The following is a 15,926-nucleotide window of genomic DNA, read 5'->3' as shown; positions in this document are numbered from 1 at the left end:
AGGCGCGAGCGGCGCCGGCCGCTCCCGCGGCGCGCTCGTTCGCTGGCCACCCGGCCTCGCGCGCGCTTCGCAGGTCGAGGGCGCTTCGGAGCCCCAGCCATGAAGACCGCCCACCCGAACCCCGCCTCCCGCGCCCCGCTCGCCGCGCTCGCCGCGCTCGCCGCCATCGCCGCGGAGGCCGCCTGCGCGCGGCCGCACGCCCCCCCGCCGGTCGAGCCGCCCAAAGCCGCCGAGCCAGCGCCCACCGCCGCCCAGGCCGCGCCCTCGGCGCCGCCCTTCGGCCAGATCCCCCGGCTCGACTTCAACCGCATCGCCGTGGAGCTCGATCTGCCGCTCTTCTGGATCGCGGACCGGAACGGCTCGGGCGCCGTCGAGCCCGACGAGGTCGCCGCCCTCTGGCACCACACGAAGGCGCCCGCCTGGGCCGCCTCCGGGGCGTTCACCCCGGAGTTCACCGCGGCCTACGCCGCCATGCTCAAGATCAAGGCCGAAGGCCACCCGCGCGCCGGCCTCGACGAGGCCGAGCAGCGCCGCCGCGACGCCGTGCTCGCGGAGCTCGCGGCCGGCCGACCGTCGCTCCTCCGGTCCGACTTCCGCGGCGCGTCCGCCGAGGACCGGGCCATCGTCGGCCACCTGCTCAAGGTGGCCGCGCTGATCGACCAGATCCACGCGAAGCAGCTCGGCTCCGCCGGCATGGCCGACGCGATCCCGGCCGACGACCCGGCGAGCCGGGCGCTCTTCTGGCGCAACCAGGGGCCCTGGTGCGAGCAGCCGAAGACCCGCAACGACCCGAACTGCAGCGCGCTGCCCAGCAAGCCGCCCCGCGTGACCGGCGCCTACCCGGCGCGGATCCAGCAGGACAAGAAGTTCTGCGCCGCGCTCGAGGCGCGGCGCGACCAGCAGGCGCTCCTCTCGCCGTTCACCCTGGTCGTCGAGGAGGGCGGCGCCCTCAAGGCCGTGCCGTACAGCGAGGCCTACAAGCCCGAGATGGAGGCGGTGAGCCGGGAGCTCAAGGCCGCGGCCGAGGCGATCCAGAGCCCCACCGAGGCCGCCTTCAAGGCGTACCTGCTCGCGGCGTCGCAGGCGTTCCTCGACAACCGGTGGGAGCTCGCGGACGAGCCGTGGTCGAAGATGAACGCCGAGAGCTCGGCGTGGTACCTGCGCGTGGGGCCGGACGAGACGTACTGGGAGCCGTGCAGCCGCAAGGCGGGTTTCCACGTGAGCTTCGCGCGCATCAACCAGGAGTCGCTCGCCTGGCAGAAGAAGCTCGATCCGGCGAAGGCCGACATGGAGGCGGCCTTCGCGAAGCTCGCGGGCGCGCCGTACAAGGAGCGCAAGGTCGCGTTCCACCTGCCCGACTTCATCGACATCGTGGTGAACGCCGGCGACTCGCGCGCCGCGACCGGCGGGACCGCGGGGCAGAGCCTGCCGAACTGGGGGCGGGTCGCGACCGAGGGCCGCGGCCGCACCGTGGCCATGGTGAACCTCTTCGACGACGACGACAGCCGCGCCGCCCTCCGGGAGGCCGCCGCGTCGCTCCTCTGCAAGACCACGATGGAAAGCGTCTCGCTCGAGCGGCCCGTCGCGACGCTGGGCACGGTGCTGCACGAGGCGGCCCACAACCTGGGGCCGACCCAGAACTACAAGGTGAAGGGCAAGACCGACAACGAGATCTTCGGCGGGCCGCTCGCCACGATGCTCGAGGAGTTCAAGGCCCAGACCGGCGCGCTCTTCTTCACCGGCTGGCTCGCCGAGCGGGGCGTGATCGATCCGGCGCTCGCCCGCATGGCGGAGACGCGGGAGGTGATCTGGGCGCTCGGGCAGGTGGGGCAGGGGATGTACACCGCGGGCGGCGAGCCGCGGCCGTACGGCCAGCTCGCCGCGATCCAGCTCGGCAGCCTGCTCGACGCGGGCGCGCTCGGCTTCTACCGCGGCGAGGTGGCGGCGAACGGCGCGGACAAGGGGTGCTTCTCGATCCAGGCCGACAAGCTGCCCGCCGCGGCGGAGGCGCTCGCGAGGACGGTGCTCGGCATCAAGGCGCGCGGCGACAAGGCCGCCGCGCAGCGCCTCCGCGACGACTACGTCGAGAAGGAAGGGGCGTGGAAGGCGCTCCGCGGGGTGATCGAGGAGCGCATGCAGCGCATGCCGCTCGGCAGCGCCGTGTACGCGATCGAGCTGTAGCGGATCGTCCCCGGGTCCTGCGTGCGCGCAGAGTTGCCGGGCGGAGCGCCAGCGGCGAAGCCCTGTCCTTGACGGTCGAGCGGAAGCCTACGAATACTCGCGTGACGTGAGGAGCCCGTGACGCCCTACTACCGCCGCGACCAGGCCGACGGCATCACGCCGCCGAACCTCGCCGACGAGTCGACCTACGCGGAGCACATCGTCCATACGCGCGGCAAGCGCACGCGGTTCACGTCGCTGAGCCTCGACCCGGCCACCATCGTCGACCTCGGGCCTCAGCTCTGGCGGCTGCTGGAGCCCAAGATCTACGACGACGGGCACGGCGTCGTCTCCCACGACGCCCTGGTCGGCACCCTGCGGGAGGAGCTCAGGTCCGCGCCCGATCCGGCTGCCCGCGAGCTCGCGGCCAGGGCGCTCCCGCGCGCGATCAAGCGCCGGGAGGCGCTCGTCCACTGGAGCTTCGATGTCTCCCGGATCGCCCGCAAAGAGCTCTCGGAGTGGGCGCGGCCTCACGTGCGGCACTACTTTGTGAAGGTATGAGCATCGAGCTGTTCTCGTGCCGCAACTGCATCCACAACCCGGCCCAGGGGCTCACGCTGGGGCCGGGCGCAGGCTTCTGCTTGACGTGGGGCTCGGTCATCGACCGGCCGGAACAGACGACCTGCAAATACCTGCATCGCAAGGATTTGCCGATGTTCCTGGCTCGCCCGGGCGTCCAGGAGCACCAGGACGAGTTTTCTCAGGTGCCGTACATGGCCGACCTCGAGACCCACGAGCCCCTCGTGCCACGCGCCTACGACAGCGACGACGTGCCCGACGCGGAGCGGCTGGACAACGTGACCCGGGCTGTCGCCGCTTACCATGCGCTGGACAGCGCGCCGGACACCACCGCGCAGCGCCGCTCCTTGACGCTCGCCACGTTCGCGGGGGCCGCGGACGGCCGCAGGGCGATGATGTACGCGAGCCTGGTGCGCCGCGTGCTCGCCAGCGGAGCCCCGGCGCGCATGTGGACGCGCCGCGTGCTGGACCTGCTGGACGAGGTCGACACGGACGTCCTGTTTCGCGCCGCCGACCTCCTCGAGGCCGGCGGGGCGGCGGCCGCGAGGTGGGAGGTAGCGCATGCGCGCCTCTCGTGCATCCAGGAGTACGGCTGGCACGTGGCGCGGGAGCAGCTGATGTATCCGATGATGGAGCTCGGCGCCCACGTCGCCGAGGAAGACTGGAACGGATTCCTCCTCGCGCTCGGGCGGCTCAAGGGGGGCTTCCGCGACATCGTCATCGCCCAGGACGTCGAGCAGCGAATCCTGAGAGGCCCCGGCCTGTAGCCCGGTGGCGACGGCCGATAGGAACCCACGGCTCGCCTGGAGAGCCCCATGACCTCGGCGCAACCGCAACCGACGACCCCGCCCTCGGGCAGACCGGCGCGCGCGCGCGGGCGGCGCCGCGCCCTCGGCCTGCTCGCGCTCGTCGGCCTCCCCGCGCTCGGCCTCGGCGAGCTCGCGGCGCACGTCTACGTCAGCCGGCGCGCGCCGGGCTTCGACGACTGGCGCGAGGTGAAGGCGCCCCTCGAGGCGATGAGGCAGCCCGGCGACCTCGTGGTCGTGGCGCCCGCGTGGGCCGATCCGGCGGCGCGCCGCGCGCTCGGCGATGCGCTGATGCCCCTGCGCGACGCCGCGCGGCCCGACGAGAGCCGGTACGCGGCCGCCGTGGAGATCAGCGTCCTCGGGCAGCGCGCCGAGGAGCTCGCGGGCTTCCGCGAGGAGGCGCGGCAGGAGCACGGCGGCTTCGTGCTCCGGCGCCTCGTGAACCCGTCGCCCGCGCGCGTCGTCTACGACTTCGTCGATCACGTCGCGCCCGCGTCGGCGGACGCGCGCGTCACCGATCCGCCGGCCGCGTGCCGCTGGAACCCGCGCGCGCGGATCGCCGCCGGCGGCCTCGGCGGCCACCCGACGTTCCCCGCCGAGCGCTTCGAGTGCCCGGGCGGCCCGTTCTTCAACGTGGGGGTGACGGTGATCGCCGACGAGGAGTTCCGCCCGCGCCGGTGCATCTGGTCGCACCCGCCCAGCGACGGCGAGATCGTCACGCGCTTCCGCGACGTCCCGCTCGGCTCGGTGATCCGGGGGCACGCGGGCATGTACTGGATCATCGAGCGGGAGCGGCGGGGCGCGCCGGTCACCCTGTCCGTGCGCGTGAACGGCGAGACCGTGGGCGAGGCGACGCACCACGACGGCGACGGGTGGGCGGCGTTCGAGTTCCCGCTCGCCGCCCACGCGGGCGCGGCGAAGGCCGAGGTGGAGTTCGCCGTGAGGTCCCCGGATTACACGCACCGCCACTACTGCTTCGAGGCGGACACCCGATGAAGCGAACGGCGCCCCTCGCGCCCGCCGACGGGCTGATCGCGATCGCGCTCGCGGCGGCGTACGTCGCCCTGCTGCTCGCGACCGCGGGCGATCTCGGCTACGCGCGCGACGAGGGGTTCTACTTCTTCGCCGCGAACCGCTACGGCGCGTGGTTCCAGGCGCTCCTCGAGGCGCCGCGCGCCGCGCTCCGCCCGGAGGTCGTCGACGCCGCCTGGTCGGTGAACCACGAGCACCCCGGCCTCATCAAGTCGCTCTTCGCGCTGTCGAACCTGCTCCTGCAGAAGCGGCTCGGGCTCTTCGCCATGGAAGGCACGAGCTACCGCTTCCCGGCGATGGCGCTCGCGGGCGCCGGGGTCGCGCTCGTGTACCTCTGGGGAACGCAGGCGCGCGACCGGCTCGCCGGCGCGTCCGCGGCCGTGCTCTTCGCGATGCTGCCGCGGTACTTCTACCACGCGCACCTCGCGTGCTTCGACGCGCCGATCGTGACCGTATGGGCCGCGTGCGCCTACGCGTACTGGCGCTCGCTGCGGGACGGCGGCGCGCTCTGGCCCGTGCTCACCGGCATCACCTTCGGCCTCGCGCTCGACACGAAGCACAACTCGTGGTTTTTGCCGATCGTCTGCGTCGCGCACGCCGTCGCGCTGGAGCTCCGGGAGCGGATCGTCGCGCGCCCGGAGGCGGCGGGGGCCGCGCCGGAGGACGCCCCCGCGGCCGAGCCGGCGCCGCCGCGAGGATCCCGGCGCTCGGTCGCCGCGCTCGCCGCGATGGCGACGATCGGCCCGCTCGTCTTCTACGTGCTCTGGCCGTGGATCTGGCGCGACACGCTCGCGCGCCTGCGCGAGTACGCGTCGTTCCACCTGAACCACGAGTACTACAACATGGAGTTCCTCGGCCGGAATCACTGGACGCCGCCGATGCCGAGGGCCTACGCGCCCCTGATGACGGCGGCGACGGTGCCCGCCGTGACGCTCTGCCTCTTCGTCGCGGGGCTCTGCGCGGCCGCGCGCGAGCGCCTCGTGTACCCGCTCGCGCGGGCGGCGGCGCGGCTCGCGCCGGAGGGCGGGAGGCTCGCCGCCGCCCGCGCGCTCGCCGCGCGCCTCCGCCCGCCGCCGCCCGACGCCGGCGGCACGGCGCTGCTCTGGTTCCTCGCCATCGCCGCCGTCTACGGCGCATGGCTCTCGCCGAGCACGCCGATCTTCGGCGGCACGAAGCACTGGATGACGGCCTACCCGTTCATCGCCCTGTTCGCCGGCGCCGCGTTCTCCGCCGCGGTGAGGCGCGCGCGCGTCGGCCTCCGCGCGCTGCTCGTCGCCCGGCGCGTCCCCGGCGCGCCGCGCGCGGTCGCCGGCGCCGCCGCGCGCGGGCCGCTGGTCCCGGCGCTGCTCGGGGCGGCGGTGGTCGCGGCGCCCGTCGCCGAGACGCTGCACGCGCACCCGTGGGCGCTCTCGGCCTACACGCCGCTGGTCGGCGGCGCGCCCGGCGCGGCGAGCCTCGGGCTGAACCGCACCTTCTGGGGCTACACCACGGGCGCGGTCGTGGACTACCTCAACGAGCACGTCCCGCCCCGGGGGACGGTGTACATCCACGACACCGCCGGCCAGGCGTGGGACATGCTGCTGCGCGACGGGCGCCTTCGAAAGGACATCCGCGGCGTGGGGGCGGTCGCGGGCGCGGACTTCGCCCTCTACCACCACGAGAAGCACATGCTCGGGCAGGCGTACCAGGCGTGGGTCGCGTTCGGGACCACGAGCCCGGATCACATCGCCGGGCTCGACGGCGTGCCGGTGATCCTGGTCTACCGGAACCGGGCCCGCTGAGGGCGATCAGCGCTTCTTCGCCGCCGCCTTCTTCGCCGGCGCCTTCGCCGCCTTCTTCGCGGGGGCGGGCGAGGCCTTCTTGGCGACAGGGGCCTTCGCCGCCTTCTTGACGGCGGTCGCCGCGGTCTTCCCCGTCGCCGACCGCTCCGCCGAAGCGGGCGCCTTCTTCGTCGCGGCGGCCGCCTTCTTCGCCGGCGCCTTCTTCGCGCCCCGCGCCGCCGCGGCCTTGGGCTTGCTCGCCGGGGGCCGCTCGGACGCCGGTTCGGCCGGCTTGTGGGGCTTCCCGCGCGCGACGAGCTTCTTGGACGGCGCCTCGTCCTCGATCTCCTCGCCCTCGTCCTCGAGGTCCTCGCCCTCGTCGTCGAGCTCCTCGTCGCCGAGGTCCTCGTCGTCGAGATCGTCGTCGTCCCCCTCGTCCTCGAGGTCCTCGTCCTCGTCCTCGAGGTCCTCGTCCTCGAGATCGTCGTCCTCCTCGAGGCCGTCCTCCTCGAGGCCGCCGTCCGCGCGCACCGGCTGCGGCGCAGGCTCGCGGCGCCGCGACGCCGGGGCTTCGCCGCGCTGCGGGGCGGCGGCCGGCTTGCTCGCCGCGCCGGGCGCGCCGAGCGGCTCGCCGAGCAGGGCGGCGATGTCGCGCGTGAGCTCCGTCATGTGGCTGTCGACCTCGAGCGCGTCCTGCTCGGACAGCGGGGTGAGCTTGAGCCGGAGGACACGGTCGCCCGCGAGCTCCCACGACGCGGCGCAGCCGCCCTCGCGCAGCATCCTCGAGGCGACGGCGTCGATCCGCTGGCGCAGGCCGGCGCGCGCGCCAGGGTCGATCTTGCGCTGCAGCTCGAAGCGGCGCTCCAGCATCGGGAGCGTCACCACCTTCGCCTCGACCAGATCGGAGAGCTCGTCGGCCACGGCCTCCTCGATCTCGAGCCGGGCGTCCGGGTCGCTGCTCCCCAGCGAGAACGTCGCCTCGCGGAGCTCGGCATCGTACGACGTCAGCTTGCCGCCGGCGCTCTGGGCCGCGCGCGCCAGCGACTCGCGCAGCACCTCCACCGGCGCGCGCTTGCCGACCGTCGAGGCGACGTACCCGAGCGTGTCCAGCCGCACCTGCACCGGGCCGTCGTCCTCGAGGCCGAGCTCGGGCCGCGGGCCGAGCAGCGCGTCGCGCATCACACGGAAGACGTCGCGCTTGATCACGTTGTCCTCGGTGAAGATGTCCTCGACGTGCTCCGAATCCATGAGCGTGCTCGTCAGGCTCGCGACGAGCTCCTCGACCTGGTCGTCGATCTCGTCGGTGCCGAACGTGGTCGTGACCTCCCCGTCGACGAGGGCCCACGGCTCGAGCCGGGGCGCGATGGCCGCGATGTCCGCGGACATCTTGTCCTCGAGCTCGCGCGCGAGCGCGGTCGCGCCGCCCCTGGCCACGAGGATGTGCCCGTGAGCCTTCAGCGCATCGACGATGCTCGTGGAAAGTCGGCGGGAGAGGTTGCGCTCGTTCACGAGGCGCGCAGCTTACACGGTTTGCGCGGCCAGGCGATACTTCGGCGAGCGCGGATCGGCCGTGCTCAGGGGTCGTTCTCGATCACCTTGATCAGCACGCCGCCGATCCGCGCCGGGATGGCCGCGCGCGCTGCCTCGGCCCCTCCGGACCGGACGCTCACGCGGACGATGAAGCCGACCCCGTCCTCTCGCTCGACCCCGACGCCGACACACCACGGCTCGCCGCCGATCTTGGCCTTGAGCTCGTCCTTGGCCCGTCGGGCCGATCCCACGTCGCTCATCTCGTTCACCTCTCCGTAAGTTGGAGCGCGAGCGCGCCGCTGCATGCACCGGCGCTCACTCGCTGTATCCGACCGCCAACACCTGCCACGTCGCGGGCGCGTCGGCGACATCCACGATGCTCGCCGCGAACTCACCGCTCGCCGACGGGGGGAGATCGCCGCCCGCCACGGGGATCTGACCGACGCTGACGATCTTGCCGTCGGCGCCGTAGAGCGAGACGATCGCGAGCACGGACCGGGCCGCGAAGGCGGACTCGTTCGTGATCCTGCCCGCCACCTGGTACGGGCTCTGCCCGCGCGTCGGCGTGAATTTCGTGTCCGCGATGCTGAGCTTGGCCAGCTTCCCCCGGAGCGTGGCGGGCGCGGGGGTGACCTCGGCCTTGAACGTGGCGAGCCCGGTGGGGCGCTGGGTGGCGAACGCGCACGGGACCTTCTCGCCCGGCGGCAAGAGGCGCACCTGGGTCGCGCAGTCGCCGCTCAGGAGGGCGACGTCGCCGGCGCCGTAGAGCGTGATCTTCGCGCTCGGGGAGCCGATGGGCACCGTGCCGGTGTTGTGGATCTCGCCGACGAAATGCAGGAGCTTCCCGGCGCGCGCTGGGAAGCTGCGGAGATCGCGGATCTCGGCGCGGAGCACGCCTCGCTCCGCGGCCGCGTCGGCGGGGCGATCGGCGACGGGCGCCGTGGGCAGCGGCTCGGGGAGCCCGGCGATCTCGCGGTCGGCGACGCCCGTGGAGAAGTAGATGACCACCGCGCCCGCGAGGATGCAGAGCAGGAAGACGGCCCCGCAGCCGATGCCGAGGATCAGCGCGAGGTTCGACCGCCGCGGCGGAAGCCCGACCGGCGCGCCGCCGAAGCCGCCCGGACCGGGGCCGAACGCGTGCGGAGGACCGTAGCCGCCGGGACGGGGGCCGTAGCCGCCCGGAGGACCGTGGCCGCCGGGAGGACCGTGGCCGCCCGGGGGACCGTGGCCGCCGGGAGGACCGTGGCCGCCGGGCGGGCCGTGGCCGCCGGGAGGACCGTGGCCGCCGGGCGGGCCGTAGCCGCCCGGCGGAGGACCGTAGCCGCCCGGCGGAGGACCGTAGCCGCCCGGCGGAGGGCCGTGGCCGCCCGGAGGGGCTCCACCCGGCGGATAGCCGCCAGGGGGGTGGTTCGCCGCGCCGACCGGTGCGCCCTGCTGGTCCATGCCGCCCGCAGTATGCCGGAAAAGAGGCCCGGCCGATCCAACCCGCGGCGCGCGGATCAGAGGTGCCGGCGCGCGATCTCGGCCCACGTGCCGGTCGGCTCGATCTCCAGGTACCGGCGCCAGCACGGGCGCGCCTTCGTCGGATCGCCGATCTGCTCGTACGCCATCGCGAGGTTGTAATACGCGTCCGCGAAGCGCGGATCGCTCTCGATCGCGCCGCGGAAGTACCGGATCGCCTCGGCCGCGCGGCCGCGCTCCAGCATCACGTAGCCGAGGTTGTACTGCGCCTCGGGCTGCGCCGCGTCGAGCTCGAGCGCCTTCAGGTAGAGCGCCTCGGCCTGCTCCTCGGCGTTGCGCCGGAAGCAGATGTTGCCGAGGTTCGTGTACGCGATCGCCAGCCAGGGGTCGATCTCGAGCGCGCGGCGGTAGAGCGCCTCCGCCTCGTCCATCGTCGCCGGATCCTCGTCGAGCTGGCTGGCCTGCATGTAGAGCTCGTAGGCCGTGCGCGCGCGATCCCTGCCGACCCGCGGGCGGAGCACGCGCACGACGTCGTCGCGCAGCTCCTTCACCTCGAAGTCGAGCACCATCTGCCCGGTGAGCGGCTCGAACGCGCCCGACGCGCTCCGGACCACGACCGCCTTGCCGTCGAAGGCGACGCGGAGCTCGGCGAGCGGGCGCGTCACCTTGGGCAGCGCGGCGCGGATGTTGTCGATCGCCCGCGCGACGTCGCGCAGCCGCACCTTGCGCGCGATGAGATCGCGCGCGGCGCGCAGGGCGATCAGATCCGAGAAGGTGTACGCGCGCCGCCCGCGCCGGCGGCCGCTCGGCGGCGCGATGCCGGCGCGATCGAGCGAGCGCAGCCGCCCGGGCGAGATGCCGAGCAGCCGCGCGACCTCCGTGCCGGTGAACATGTCGGTGACCGGCTCGCGCGCGCCCGGGGCAGGCTGCGGCGCCTCCGGCTCGCCGGTCCGCGGGGCGGGCGGGGGCTCGGATACGCGCCCCCCACCAGGGCCGAACACGACGTGGATCACCTTGTCGGAATCGCCGGAGGCGGAACGGTCCTTCTTGCTCATCGCAGCGTCGCGGGCTCCGCGCCGAGGATCGACAGAAGCAGAGCGCGCCGTGTGGAGCCTACTCCGCCTCGAGCCGGAGCGCTCCCGTTCTTCACGTGGGCACGCGCGTCAAGAGCGCGCGCGGCGGAGGGCGCGAGCGATCGCCGCGGCGCTCGGGGTGCATTTTTGCTTCGATCGACGTTCACGCGCGCGCCGTCCTGCCCGTGGTGACCAGCACGCGCGCCGTGACGTCCACGGTCAGCGCGAACGAGACCGCCGCCGCGCGCGGCGCGAGCCCGCAGCGGATCTCGGCGTGCATCGGCCCGAGCGGGCCGCCCGCCCGCGCGGCCGCCTCGCGCTGCGCGACGCGGAGCGCCCGCAGCCGGAGGTGGGGGTCGAGGGCGAGCGCCCGGTCGAGCGGCGCCGCGAGCGGCGCGTCCGACGGAAGCGCGACGAGCAGGCTGGTCGACCCGTAGTACACGAGCGCGCCCCCCTCGCTGCGCGTACCCCCCTCGCTCACCACGTCGGCGCCGTCGAACAGGGCGTGGAGGCGCCCCGCCGAGCAGGCCACGAGCTCGACGTGACGCCGCTGGAGGAGCGGAGGTCGTTTGACCTTCGCCAGACCGGGACCGGGGAGACGCTCGCTGCGAGACATTCCGATCGCGATCGTGGCATCGCTGGCCGCGACTTCCCAAAAGCGCGCTGAGATCCGCACAAAGTTGCGGAGGCACCCGCTTTCGTGCGGGACGCAGGGGGCCGCGCGTCGGCGACGAACTTGGCCACGCGCGGCGCGCCTTGCCACGATGCGCGCCGCGCCGAGGGGCGCGAAGGAGCGACGAGCGACCATGAGCTACACGGGCAACGAGCGCCGCAGGCACCGCGTCTTCATCACCCGCAACACGGAGTACCACGTCCGCGACGAGGTCTGCGTCGCCGTGCGCGACCGGGCGGCGCGGAAGTTCAGGACGTCGCACCTCGCGCTGCACCTGAAGCTCCAGGGCGCGGTCCGGATCAACCCGAACGGCGTCGTGATCCCGGAGCCGCACAACGCGCGCGTCGGCTCCCCCATCTACTTCACGCAGGTGGACCCCGACGGGCAGGAGCGGCAGGTCGTGACGAGCCGCGTGGAGCGCATCGAGCGGCCCGAGAAGACCACCGTGCTCCAGTACCCGTCGTGACGTCGCGGAGGCCGCGCCGGGCGGCGCGGCTCGGTGGGCGGCGCGGGCGCCGGAGCGCCGCGCCGCCGCGCGGCGCTCAGCCGAGGAGGCAGAAGCCTTCGTAGTCGATGTAGCTGGTGATGGTCGGCGACTCGCCGCACGCCGGGCAGCTCTTGTCGCGGCGCAGCTTGAGCTCGCCGAACTTCATCCGCAGCGAGTCGTAGGTGAGGAGCCGGCCGATGAGCGGCGTCCCCTGGCCGAGGATCAGCTTCACCGCCTCGGTCGCCTGGATCATGCCGATGGTGCCGGGGAGGATCCCGAGCACGCCCGCCTCCTGGCAGCTCGGCGCGAGGTGCGGGGGCGGCGGCTCGGGGTAGAGGCACCGGTAGCAGGGGCCGACGCCGGGCATGAACGTCGTCACCTGGCCCTCGAAGCGGAAGATCGACCCGTGGACGACCGGCTTCTTCTTGAAGACCGAGGCGTCGTTCACGAGGTAGCGGGTCGGGAAGTTGTCGCACCCGTCGACGATGATGTCGAACTGGTCGAAGATGCGGTCGACGTTGGAGCTGTCGACGCGCTCCTGGAACTTCACGACCTTCACGTCGGGGTTCAGGTCGCGGATCGCGGCCTCGGCGCTGTCGACCTTGGGCATGCCCACCCGCGAGGTCGCGTGGAGGATCTGCCGCTGGAGGTTCGAGTTGTCGACGACGTCGGCGTCGACGAGGCCGAGCGTCCCCACGCCGGCGGCGGCCAGGTACAGGGCGGCCGGGCTGCCGAGGCCGCCGGCGCCGAGGAGGAGGACCTTGGCGGCGAGCAGCTTGGCCTGACCCGCCTCGCCGACCTCGGGCAGGAGCAGGTGGCGCGAGTACCGATCCCGCTGCGCCTCGGTGAGGTTGGGCGGCAGCTCGACCGGGTAGCTCAGGTCCTTCCAGCGGACGAAGCCGGGGTTGGCGCTCTCCACGTTGGTGTAGCCGAGCTCCTGGAGCGTCTTCGCGGCGAGCGCCGAGCGCGTGCCGCCGGCGCAATAGGCCACGATGTGCGCCGACTTGTCCGGCAGCTTCTGCTCCACTTGCATCTCCAGGAAGGCGCGCGGGATCGAGATCGCGCCCGGGATGAAGCCGGCGCGGTACTCCTCCTTCTCGCGCACATCCAGGAGCACCATCGGGACCTTGTCGTCGAGGCGGCTCTTGAGCTCGCTCAGCGAGAGCTCGCGGATGGACTTGCGGACGTCGGAGATGAGGTCGCTATAGGTCGTAGGCATCGGGGCTCCTCAGAGATAGGGAGACTTAGGTGCGCGGCGCTACGAGTCAACGACGGACGGACGGAGGCGGGTTTTCTGCTGGCCGAGAGGCACCCTAGCGGCTTCGAGGCAGGAGGTCGGGCCTCGATCGGAGCGACGCGAGCGGCTCCTCCTTCTGCGCGCCCCCTTCGCACTCGATGCGCGCGACGCGGCCCGCGGGCGGGACGTCGACGATCGTCGCCGGCTCGTTCTCCGACTTGCAGAGGGCGAGGACCTTCGTGCCCGGGGCGAGGCGCCCGCTGCGGAGCTGCTTGCGCTGGACCTTGACCTCCACGTCGTCCGCGAGCCGCCGGACGAGGATGTCGGCGCCGTCGACGTCGCTCACCACGCCGAGCTCGAGGGTCGGCTGCTTCTCCCGGAGCGGGCCCCACACGCGCTCGCCCTTCAGCTGATCGTTCGGCGGGAGCCAGTCGGCGGTCGGCTCCCGGGCGAGGCGCGGCAGCGGCGCCCACCCGATCGCGAGCTCGAGCGCGGCCGTGAGCGCGGCCGTGGCGGGCTCGACCGCGGTCACCAGGGCGCGATCCTTGGTCTGGCCGAGGATCCAGACGGGGGTCGAGGGCGGGAGGCTGCGCTTCGGCTCGCCGTCGCTGTCCGAGGCGGGCGCGACCGCGATCGTGCCGTGCGACCAGCGCTTCTCGGGCTTCTTCATCGGCTTCATCCGGACCTGCATCGCCTCGACCCACGCCGCGAGGGCCGAGCGCTTGCGCGCGAGCGCCTCGGGCAGCGCGTTGCTCCCGGGCAGGTCGGCCGTCTCTGGCGCGGGCGCCTCCCAGCGCAGGAGCGCGATGGTCGCGTCGAGCTGCGCCAGCGTGGCGGCCGCGTCCCGCGCGCCGACCGCCTTGCCGGCGAGCTCCGTCAGCCGCGGCGTCGCGGCGCCGCGGGCGCGCGCGAGCACCGTGCGCGCCTGCTCCTCGGAGGCGTCGCCCCGCTTGACGGCGGCGTCGATCCTCTCGACGACGCCCGCCCAGCGGCCGGCCGTGATGTCGGCCTCGAGCTGCCCGTAGAGCGCCTCGGTGATCGTGGCGTCGAGCTCCGCCGCGAGCCGATCCGCGGCCTCGTCGCCCAGGACGGCCCTCGTCGGCGCCGCCGCGATGAACGCGCGTGCCTCCGCGAACTTCCCCGCGGTGGTCGCCGCGTCGATCTTCCCGCTCGCGCACGCCGCGGCCTGCGAGGCCACGAGCCTCCGGGCCTCGTGCGCGAACGCCTCGCTCTTCAGCGCGTCCATCCGAGACGACAGCGTGGCGAAGGCGCCCTCGCAGTCCTGCCGATCGAGCAGCTCGGCGGCCTCGCTGGCCCGGACCTTCGCCTCGCGCCGGTCGAGCTTCTCGCGCAGCTCGCCGATCTGGTAGCGGTGCGAGTCGACGCCGAGGCCGCTCGCCTTGTCGAGCAGGGCGCGGGCGTCCTCGTACCGCTTGTCGGACAGCGCGCGGCTCGCCTCGTCGTAGAGCCGCTGGCTCTCGGCGATGCGCGCCATCTCGGCCGTGACGGCGGGCTGCGGCGCGGGGCGCGGGGCGGCCTCGGCGGCGCAGCCGGACGCGACGGGGAGCGCGGCGAGCAGGAGGACGAGGGGGAGCGAACGGCGGAGCGGCGGCCCGGGGGAGCGCATAGGGACAGGACTGTTCCACTCCGCGCCGAGGATCGTCAATGCCGCCCCTCCGGCGCTGTTCCTTGACCCTCGCAGGCGCTCGCCCTACGTGAACTCCCCGTGAGTGACGACGATACGCGCGGGACGGGCGCTCCCCGGGAGGGCGCCGAGGACAACAGCGGGCGCGTGTTCAGCGCGCCGAAGATCACGATCAACCGCGTCTACACCCGGCAGGGTGACGGCGGGCTGACGCGGCTCGTGGGCGGGCAGCTCGTCCCGAAGGACGACGCGCGGATCGAGACCTACGGCACGGTCGACGAGCTCAACGCGCTGGTCGGGGCGGCGCGGCAGACGCTGATGGAGCTGCTGCCGGGCGCGCCCGCCGCGAGCGTCGTGCGGCTCCACGACCTCGGGCGCGCGCTGCTGCGCGTGCAGCACGAGCTCTTCAACCTCGGCTCGATCCTCGCGACGCTCCCCGAGGACGTGCACCCGAAGCAGCCCCGCGTGACGCAGGCGGAGATCGCGCTCCTCGAGGCCGAGATGGACCGCTGCCAGGCCGATCTGGCGCCGCTGCGCTCGTTCGTCCTCCCGGGCGGCTCGCGGCTCAACACGGACCTCCACCTGGCGCGGACGGTGTGCCGCCGGGCCGAGCGCTGCTGCGTGCGCCTCGGGCAGGCGGGCCAGGCCGATCCGCTGGCGGTCGGCTACCTGAACCGCCTGAGCGACGCGCTCTTCGTCTGGAGCCGCTGGGCGTCCGCGCTCCTCGGCACGCCGGAGATCCTCTGGGAGCCCGACGTCTCGGCGAGCGGCGGCAAGGCGCAGCCCGCCTGATCCGAGCCGCCCCGGTCGGGGAAGGTCCGGAGGACGAGCGCCCACGCGAGCGCGACGTAGGCGTAGCCGAGCAGGGCGTCGATGAGCCAGTGGTGGGCGAGGTAGAGCGCCGCGAACAGCATGAGCGCGGCGTAGGCGAGCTGGAGGGCGAGCGACGGCGCGCTCGCCCGGCGGAAGGTCGCGAGCAGCCCGTAGAGCGGGTACGTGACGTGGAGCGACGGCAGCGCGCCGTAGACGGTCGCGCCGCGGCTGTACAGGTCGCGGAAGTAGGTGAGCCCGAGCATCGCGTCGACGCGCGCGAGCGCGGCGGGGGAGCTGTGAGCGGCCGGATCGATCGCGCACCCGTGGGCCTCGACGTACCAGGGCGGCGCGGCCGGCAGGAGGCGGTACGTGGCGAGGCCGAGGAGGTGCGTGGCGAACGCGAGCCAGGCGAACCTCCGCGCCGCGAGGGCCTCGCTCCGGTAGAGGTGGAGCCAGTGCCCCACCATCACGAGCACGTAGCCGCCGTACGGGAGGGCGCAGAGCAGGTCGAGCGCGGGCCGCTCCAGCCGGGCGAGCAGCTCGCCCGGCGTGAGCCGGCGGCCGCCGATCTCCACGCCGAAGAGCGCGAGCTCGGCCGCGCGCAGCTCGCAGCCGAGGACGTGGTCCGGCGCGGCGAGCCCGCCGTCGAGCTGCTTCATGCCGTCGTACG

General features: G+C 73.9%; 14 protein-coding genes and 1 pseudogene. 7 read left to right on the top strand and 8 right to left on the bottom strand.

What is annotated here, in order from left to right:
- Positions 1 to 99 precede the first annotated feature (99 nt).
- The 5 genes from WMF20_RS22405 to WMF20_RS22385 all read left to right on the top strand — a co-directional run bounded on the left by WMF20_RS22405 (position 100) and on the right by WMF20_RS22385 (position 6,358).
- Positions 100 to 2,181: a hypothetical protein gene (locus WMF20_RS22405; protein WP_437616640.1), complete on the top strand. Its 2,082-nt coding sequence runs from the start codon at positions 100 to 102 to the stop codon at positions 2,179 to 2,181.
- Between the two features lie 117 nt (positions 2,182 to 2,298).
- Complete coding sequence (locus tag WMF20_RS22400) at positions 2,299 to 2,721, top strand: hypothetical protein (RefSeq protein ID WP_437616638.1); 423 nt, start codon at positions 2,299 to 2,301, stop codon at positions 2,719 to 2,721.
- Positions 2,718 to 3,506, top strand: coding sequence for a hypothetical protein (locus WMF20_RS22395; protein WP_437616636.1), 789 nt, complete (start codon positions 2,718 to 2,720; stop codon positions 3,504 to 3,506). The genes WMF20_RS22400 and WMF20_RS22395 overlap by 4 nt, the downstream gene beginning before the upstream one ends.
- Positions 3,507 to 3,554: 48 nt before the next feature.
- Positions 3,555 to 4,541 (top strand): hypothetical protein, encoded by a 987-nt coding sequence (locus WMF20_RS22390; protein ID WP_437616634.1) that lies wholly within the window; start codon positions 3,555 to 3,557, stop codon positions 4,539 to 4,541.
- Complete coding sequence (locus tag WMF20_RS22385; RefSeq protein WP_437616632.1) at positions 4,538 to 6,358, top strand: ArnT family glycosyltransferase; 1,821 nt, start codon at positions 4,538 to 4,540, stop codon at positions 6,356 to 6,358. The genes WMF20_RS22390 and WMF20_RS22385 overlap by 4 nt, the downstream gene beginning before the upstream one ends.
- 6 nt (positions 6,359 to 6,364) lie before the next feature.
- Here the strand turns inward: WMF20_RS22385 and WMF20_RS22380 are convergent, their stop codons facing one another.
- The 5 genes from WMF20_RS22380 to WMF20_RS22360 all read right to left on the bottom strand — a co-directional run bounded on the left by WMF20_RS22380 (position 6,365) and on the right by WMF20_RS22360 (position 11,017).
- Complete coding sequence (locus tag WMF20_RS22380) at positions 6,365 to 7,846, bottom strand: hypothetical protein (RefSeq protein ID WP_437616630.1); 1,482 nt, start codon at positions 7,844 to 7,846, stop codon at positions 6,365 to 6,367.
- Between the two features lie 65 nt (positions 7,847 to 7,911).
- On the bottom strand, positions 7,912 to 8,127 hold the full coding sequence (locus WMF20_RS22375) for a hypothetical protein (protein WP_129576264.1): 216 nt from the start codon (positions 8,125 to 8,127) through the stop codon (positions 7,912 to 7,914).
- Between the two features lie 55 nt (positions 8,128 to 8,182).
- On the bottom strand, positions 8,183 to 9,310 hold the full coding sequence (locus tag WMF20_RS22370; protein WP_437616628.1) for a hypothetical protein: 1,128 nt from the start codon (positions 9,308 to 9,310) through the stop codon (positions 8,183 to 8,185).
- Between the two features lie 56 nt (positions 9,311 to 9,366).
- Positions 9,367 to 10,383 (bottom strand): tetratricopeptide repeat protein, encoded by a 1,017-nt coding sequence (locus WMF20_RS22365; protein WP_129576263.1) that lies wholly within the window; start codon positions 10,381 to 10,383, stop codon positions 9,367 to 9,369.
- A gap of 181 nt (positions 10,384 to 10,564) precedes the next feature.
- Positions 10,565 to 11,017: a hypothetical protein gene (locus tag WMF20_RS22360; RefSeq protein WP_437616626.1), complete on the bottom strand. Its 453-nt coding sequence runs from the start codon at positions 11,015 to 11,017 to the stop codon at positions 10,565 to 10,567.
- Positions 11,018 to 11,207: 190 nt separating this feature from the next.
- On the opposite strand from WMF20_RS22360, the gene WMF20_RS22355 reads away from it, so the two are divergent.
- Positions 11,208 to 11,540 carry a hypothetical protein gene (locus WMF20_RS22355; protein WP_237245557.1) on the top strand — a complete coding sequence of 111 codons (333 nt, stop codon included), beginning with the start codon at positions 11,208 to 11,210 and terminating at the stop codon, positions 11,538 to 11,540.
- A 76-nt stretch (positions 11,541 to 11,616) separates the two neighbouring features.
- Here the strand turns inward: WMF20_RS22355 and moeB are convergent, their stop codons facing one another.
- Positions 11,617 to 12,780 (bottom strand): molybdopterin-synthase adenylyltransferase MoeB, encoded by a 1,164-nt coding sequence (moeB, locus tag WMF20_RS22350; RefSeq protein ID WP_437616623.1) that lies wholly within the window; start codon positions 12,778 to 12,780, stop codon positions 11,617 to 11,619.
- Positions 12,781 to 12,874: 94 nt separating this feature from the next.
- Complete coding sequence (locus WMF20_RS22345) at positions 12,875 to 14,425, bottom strand: hypothetical protein (protein WP_437616621.1); 1,551 nt, start codon at positions 14,423 to 14,425, stop codon at positions 12,875 to 12,877.
- 99 nt (positions 14,426 to 14,524) lie between these two features.
- On the opposite strand from WMF20_RS22345, the gene WMF20_RS22340 reads away from it, so the two are divergent.
- Positions 14,525 to 15,235 (top strand): cob(I)yrinic acid a,c-diamide adenosyltransferase, encoded by a 711-nt coding sequence (locus tag WMF20_RS22340; RefSeq protein WP_437616619.1) that lies wholly within the window; start codon positions 14,525 to 14,527, stop codon positions 15,233 to 15,235.
- 47 nt (positions 15,236 to 15,282) lie between these two features.
- Here WMF20_RS22340 and WMF20_RS22335 read toward each other — a convergent pair.
- A pseudogene (locus WMF20_RS22335) lies at positions 15,283 to 15,915 on the bottom strand (phosphatase PAP2 family protein); the annotation flags it as partial.
- Positions 15,916 to 15,926 lie beyond the last annotated feature (11 nt).

It is taken from the genome of Sorangium sp. So ce834, assembly GCF_051521425.1.
In the GTDB taxonomy this organism is placed as follows: Bacteria; Myxococcota_A; Polyangia; order Polyangiales; family Polyangiaceae; genus Sorangium; species Sorangium cellulosum_D.
The sequence above is the reverse complement of the archived record's forward strand: the minus strand, read 5'-3'. Positions and strand labels throughout refer to the sequence as shown.

Coding starts and splice junctions, on each gene's coding strand:
- WMF20_RS22385 (WP_437616632.1), top strand. CDS start 4,538: ATGAAGCGAACGGCGCCCCTCGCGCCCGCCGACGGGCTGATCGCGATC.
- moeB (WP_437616623.1), bottom strand. CDS start 12,780: ATGCCTACGACCTATAGCGACCTCATCTCCGACGTCCGCAAGTCCATC.
- WMF20_RS22370 (WP_437616628.1), bottom strand. CDS start 9,310: ATGGACCAGCAGGGCGCACCGGTCGGCGCGGCGAACCACCCCCCTGGC.
- WMF20_RS22405 (WP_437616640.1), top strand. CDS start 100: ATGAAGACCGCCCACCCGAACCCCGCCTCCCGCGCCCCGCTCGCCGCG.
- WMF20_RS22375 (WP_129576264.1), bottom strand. CDS start 8,127: ATGAGCGACGTGGGATCGGCCCGACGGGCCAAGGACGAGCTCAAGGCC.
- WMF20_RS22390 (WP_437616634.1), top strand. CDS start 3,555: ATGACCTCGGCGCAACCGCAACCGACGACCCCGCCCTCGGGCAGACCG.
- WMF20_RS22395 (WP_437616636.1), top strand. CDS start 2,718: ATGAGCATCGAGCTGTTCTCGTGCCGCAACTGCATCCACAACCCGGCC.
- WMF20_RS22345 (WP_437616621.1), bottom strand. CDS start 14,425: ATGCGCTCCCCCGGGCCGCCGCTCCGCCGTTCGCTCCCCCTCGTCCTC.
- WMF20_RS22360 (WP_437616626.1), bottom strand. CDS start 11,017: ATGTCTCGCAGCGAGCGTCTCCCCGGTCCCGGTCTGGCGAAGGTCAAA.
- WMF20_RS22355 (WP_237245557.1), top strand. CDS start 11,208: ATGAGCTACACGGGCAACGAGCGCCGCAGGCACCGCGTCTTCATCACC.
- WMF20_RS22365 (WP_129576263.1), bottom strand. CDS start 10,383: ATGAGCAAGAAGGACCGTTCCGCCTCCGGCGATTCCGACAAGGTGATC.